Raw genomic sequence first — 5130 nt, 5'->3', positions numbered from 1 at the left:
ATGCAACCGTGCCGAAGCAGCATTCCAGAGAGCGTTTGAACTCCGTGTGCGCCTCGAAGGACTCTCGCGGCTCTCCCAGGCGCTGGATGCGAAGCGAAGCCTCCTTGAGAGCCGTGAGGCTGAACTGCTCCAGATCGAGACGGATATCGCTGACCTGGGCTTTGACGAGAGTGCGGTCGCGGCAGCAGAGGGGACTATCGCTGACTGCGAGAGAAACCTTGCTACGGCGCGGGAGCAGAAGTACGCAGCGACTGCCCGAATCGGCAGCCTGAAGACTGATATCGAGGGTGAGACCGAGAGACTCTCCCGTGCCGAGGATCTCGCCCGGCGGCACGAGATGCTCGCCGAGGAGATCGGGCGCCTCAAACTGACCCGCTCGCTCATTAGGGACTATACAGACTACCTCCTCCAGGTGGTCCGGGACCGGATCGAGGAGGAGGCGGGAAGGGTCCTTGCCGAGATCACCGACGGGCGGTATGGCACCGTGCTGCTGGACGACGACTTCACTGTTCTTGTCAATGATATGGGAGATGACTACCCGGCCGAGCGATTCAGCGGCGGTGAGCAGGACGACATTGCCATTGCCCTCCGGATTGCCCTCTCCCGGTTCATCGCCGAGGTGAACCAGGTGCATGACTCCACGTTCCTGATATTTGATGAGATCTTTGGGAGCCAGGATGAAGAGCGGCGAAGCAACCTCTTGCGAGCGCTCAGGACGCAAGAGGTACATTTCCCCCAGATCCTCCTCATATCCCATATCTCCGAGGTACAGGATGAATTCTCGACGACGCTCGTGGTCGAGATGGGTGCGGATCAGGCAAGCAGAGTCCGGGAGATTGAGTGATGGACCCGAGCACTCACTACCGGGATGCAATCTGGCGGATTGCCGGAAGGATCCGCGACTCCGTCCCGGAGGACCTTTCCAGGCAGTTCTCAGTTAAGGGCGGGTTTGATGCGGCATCCTATCTGCATTGCCTGCCTGAGTTTGACGGGGCTGTCTGCGCGGTGGACGGGAGCGATGCCGTCGTCCTCGATGCCGGCAGTTTTGCTATCGCCGCAGTCCGGGCATCGGTCAGCGTGTACTCCGGCGAGACATGCCTCTGCCGTCGGACGACGCCTCTCCATATCGTCACGGTCAACCCCGGGGTGGGAAATGAGGACTTTGATGCACTTTTTTACGACTGTTTCCGCTGTTCCCCGAAGGTGCACCTCGATCATGACGATCCCGTCCGGAACACTGCGGTCATACGGGATACCCTTGAGTACTGGACTGCGATGGAGATGGCCGAGGAACTCAAGGCCGGAGATCTCATCGTCCTTGACGGCACGCTTCAGGTCCGTCATGCAAGCCATGATGAGATCGTCGAGAAACTCCTGAACCTCTGCAACCTCAGGGGCGTGCTCATCGCCGCGGTGACGAAACGGACATCCCTCACCTGGGGCGGGGGATACCCGATCCTCCCGGCGGCGGAAGAACTTGCACGTGATCTCGGGGTCCCCGCGCCCTGGTACCTCTGCGTCTCCGCTGTCGAGGGCCTGATCGATCGCCTGGAGACGCGTGCCTGGAAGCAGAGAGGCGAGCAGTACGTCGCGCGGCTGCACCGCCGGGCAGAACGGGCGTTCAAGGTGGAGATCCCCAAGTACTATAGCCCTGAAATGGTCGACCGGGTCTTCTCCGCGCTCTCCTTCTTTGCCGATGACGGGAGAGTGCCGGGCTACCCCTATCCGCTTCTCGATGCGCACCTCACCACCAAGATCGGGAAGGATGCGGTCGATCAGATCCGCCAGGATATCATGCAGGGGATGGACCGGCTCGGCATGAATCTTGCCGATTACATCAGCATCTTTGGTGACTATCATGATGAGTTTGATCGATATTGACGGCGACGACGCCTCGAAATACCGCCTGATCGGGGACCGTGTGCTCAGTTACCGGTTTGCGGTCCCCCATGACGCAGAACTCTATTTAGGGGATATCTTAAAGATCGTCGATGACGTCAAAGGGCTGACGTTCTTTGCCAAGGTGAGCGACCTTCTCCACGATTGCAACTTCTCTGACCCGAAATGGGATACCCGCCCTCACACAGAGCACTTTTACGCGATAGGGGAGAACGTCTTCATCCTTGTCGAGGCGATGCCGCTCGGTTACGTCGGGAAGGATGGCACCTTCCGAAAGCCGCGGACGATTCCTGCGAAGTTCTCCCGCGTCGAACTGCCGGAAGCCCGCGACTTTGCGTTCCTGCGGCAGGTGATGGGCGAGATCGAGGTCGGCGTGATGAAGACCGGCCAGGATGTACTTCGGGACGTGAGGGTGGCACTCCACTCGGCGGCGATGCGCCAGCATATGGGAGTCTTTGCCACAACGGGCATGGGTAAGAGCAACTTCATGAAGGTCTTCTGTGCCTCCTGCATGCGGGCCCGGAAGTTCGGGCTCCTCATTGTCGATCCCCACGGTGAGTATGTGGCTGGAGGCCGGTCATCGACTGGAGAGAGCACTCAAGGGCTCCTGCACTATCAGGCCGGCCGGGACGGCCTTGCGGTCTTCTCCACCCGCCCGGAGGGATTCCGGAAGAAGTACGGGTTAAACCGACTCTACCTGGACTATGGCGACTTCCGGATGCCCGACCTTCTCCTGCTCTACGAGCACTCGCAGCCGCAGCGTGAGGTCGTGGAGATGCTTGAGAGTGTCCCGGGCTCCGATGTGATCGATTTCTTCCAGCATACCGACTTTGCAACCTTCGATGCCGACACCTACACCGGTCCGCATCCCCGGATTGCCCGGGACGTGAGGAATTTCTCGCCGAGCACGCTCTCGGTGATGCAGCGGCGTATCGTGGGCATGCTCAACCGGAACCGCGATTTCCTCCGGAAACAGGGCTCCTCGATCCCGGATATCGTGAAAGCGCTCCACGAGAACAGGGTCGTCCTGATCGATATTCCTGGAATGAGCGAGCAGAGCGAACTGTTCGTCCTCTCAATCATAACCCGCAGGATCATGCGTATTCATCAGGGCGAGGACACGAAAGATACGGAGGAGCCAAGACAGGTGCTGATCACCATCGAGGAGGCCCAGCGGGTGCTGGGCTCGGGATCCGGAAGCACCCGGACGTTCCGGGAAGTCGCGATGGAGGGGCGAAAGTTCGGTGTTGGGCTCTGTGTGGTCACCCAGCAGCCAAAGAATATCGATGCACGAGTTCTTGCGCAGTTGAACACCTTCGTGGTGATGGGACTTTCAGACCGCGGTGATCGCGAGATGATCGCAAGCAGCGCAAAACAGGACCTCTCGCGCCTCGATACCGAGATTCAGACGCTTGAACGAGGAGAGGCGGTCATCAGCACCATCGGGATCCCGTTCCCGGTAAGCACCCGGATCCATCTCTTTGAAGATTATATTCAGGATCTCAATAATAGGCCCGAGGCAAAGCCGATCGACGATGGGCTGGATATGACGTTTTAGGTGCAACGCGAAGGTGAATGGGGCTGGAAACTGCAGTGTTTCCGCCGTCCCTTCACTGGATTGCATGATGCTTCTTGGGGCATCAGGATTGCTGATTGTTCTTGACTTTCCGTATGGAGACACAGTTGATGACCGCATCTCCGGTCAGGATGTAGCGTTTGACGACGGTTCCGAGCACCTCGACCACATCCCCTTTCTGCACGTCCTCCATCGGTGAGGTGAACATCTTGACCGATATCTCACCTGTTCGGTCGGCGACGAGGTACTGCGGTCGGTTAAGGAACTGGAAATACACCTGCTCGACGACGCCCTTTATGCGCACAGGTTCGCCGAGCCTGTTCAGGTTAATCTCCCGAATCCGGGCGTTTTTTGCTTCCGCTTCATACATTGGCACCAGCGACGCATACTGCTTCTGGCTCATGTAATTGAGTATCATGGGTATGATAAGCAGCATGAGTACCGCTGGAACTGCCCAAAATAGCGCATATATGTCCCCGGTTGCGAGGATATACAGAGCGACCAGGACAACAAAAAAGAGGAAGACGGCCAGTGTAACGGCCGTCACCCTCACTTTGATATTTCCGATTTGCATCTTCAATCAGGTTTACTTCAGGGCTGCAATTTCCTTTCTGAACGCGACCCAGTAGAGGACACCGACGAAGAACAGACCCCCGACGATGTTGCCGATTGTGACCGGGATAATGTTGCTGGTCCACATGGTTACCCAGTTAACGGTATCGACCGACAATGAGGGGTCAATGCCTGTAACGAAGATACCTGCCGGGATGAAATACATGTTCGCGATACAGTGTTCGAATCCGCTGGCAACGAAAGCGAAGATCGGGAACCAGATACCTGCGATCTTACCGATCGCGTCGTCAGCACAGATACCGAGCAGGACAGCAAGGTTGACGAGCCAGTTACAGGCGATTGCCTTGAGGAAGGCCGACCACAGTCCCATTGTACCAACGTAACTCGTCTTTGCGGCTGCTATGGCTACTGCTCTCTGACCGAATACTGTGACCGTTGCAGCGCCTGCGGCGTCGAAGTTGACAAACGGGCCGTACGCCATGATGTACGCGAAGACTACCGACCCGATGAAGTTACCAATATATACCCAGACCCAGAGATTGAGCACCTTTGCCCAGCTGACTTTGTGAATAAAAGCCGCCATGGGGGCGAGCATTGCGTCGCCGGTGAAGAGCTCAGCACCGGTCAGGATTGTGATGATAAGCCCAACAGGGAAGACTGCACCCAGAACGAGCTGGGCGATACCGGGACTTGCGGCACCGAACCGCATTGCAATGTCGGTTGCCTGGACACCGGTTGAACAGACCGTTGCCAGAGCGGCACCCATCGCGATGAAGGCTCCAGACAGGAAACCGCGCAGAACCATGTTCCAGGCAGGCAGCCCGACCTTATACTTTCCGGAGTCACCTGCTTTTGCTACAATAGCAACTGGAGGATGGAACACCATTTTTTCATACACCTCTCTAAACGTCCTACCTATACCATCAGGTAATCCGAATGGATAGGTCTAATTATTCGGCTCTGTTGAATTCCTTCCAGACAACGACAATCACGACTGTTTGTACTGCCTTCGTTAGGTTATGGAGGATCACTTTGATCTTGATCTCTTTGACCTGGTACCAGTATTTTCGTGCCTTTAGTTC

Annotated in this window: 5 protein-coding genes and 1 pseudogene; 3 read left to right on the top strand and 3 right to left on the bottom strand. The window is 57.1% G+C overall.

Going from position 1 to position 5130, the window contains the following annotated elements; genetic code table 11:
* The 3 genes from MCUTH_RS11225 to MCUTH_RS11215 all read left to right on the top strand — a co-directional run.
* Positions 1-844 (top strand): ATP-binding protein (locus MCUTH_RS11225; protein ID WP_394328761.1); only part of this gene is annotated, 844 nt, incomplete at its 5' end.
* Positions 844-1881: a DNA double-strand break repair nuclease NurA gene (locus MCUTH_RS11220; protein ID WP_066958876.1), complete on the top strand. Its 1038-nt coding sequence runs from the start codon at positions 844-846 to the stop codon at positions 1879-1881. The genes MCUTH_RS11225 and MCUTH_RS11220, both read left to right, overlap by 1 nt.
* Complete coding sequence (locus MCUTH_RS11215) at positions 1859-3457, top strand: ATP-binding protein (RefSeq protein ID WP_066958875.1); 1599 nt, start codon at positions 1859-1861, stop codon at positions 3455-3457. Before MCUTH_RS11220 ends, MCUTH_RS11215 begins: the two co-directional genes overlap by 23 nt.
* An 82-nt stretch (positions 3458-3539) precedes the next feature.
* Here MCUTH_RS11215 and MCUTH_RS11210 read toward each other — a convergent pair whose 3' ends face one another.
* The 3 genes and pseudogenes from MCUTH_RS11210 to MCUTH_RS11645 all read right to left on the bottom strand — a co-directional run.
* Positions 3540-4049: a nucleotide-binding protein gene (locus MCUTH_RS11210; protein WP_066958874.1), complete on the bottom strand. Its 510-nt coding sequence runs from the start codon at positions 4047-4049 to the stop codon at positions 3540-3542.
* A 12-nt stretch (positions 4050-4061) separates the two neighbouring features.
* Positions 4062-4934 (bottom strand): formate/nitrite transporter family protein, encoded by an 873-nt coding sequence (locus tag MCUTH_RS11205; RefSeq protein ID WP_066958873.1) that lies wholly within the window; start codon positions 4932-4934, stop codon positions 4062-4064.
* Between the two features lie 64 nt (positions 4935-4998).
* A pseudogene (locus MCUTH_RS11645) lies at positions 4999-5130 on the bottom strand (IS5/IS1182 family transposase); the annotation flags it as partial.

Origin of the sequence: Methanoculleus thermophilus, assembly GCF_001571405.1 — an archaeon.
Taxonomy (GTDB): Archaea; Halobacteriota; Methanomicrobia; order Methanomicrobiales; family Methanoculleaceae; genus Methanoculleus; species Methanoculleus thermophilus.
Note: the sequence above shows the minus strand (reverse complement) of the source record. Positions and strands in the feature narration are given on the sequence as shown.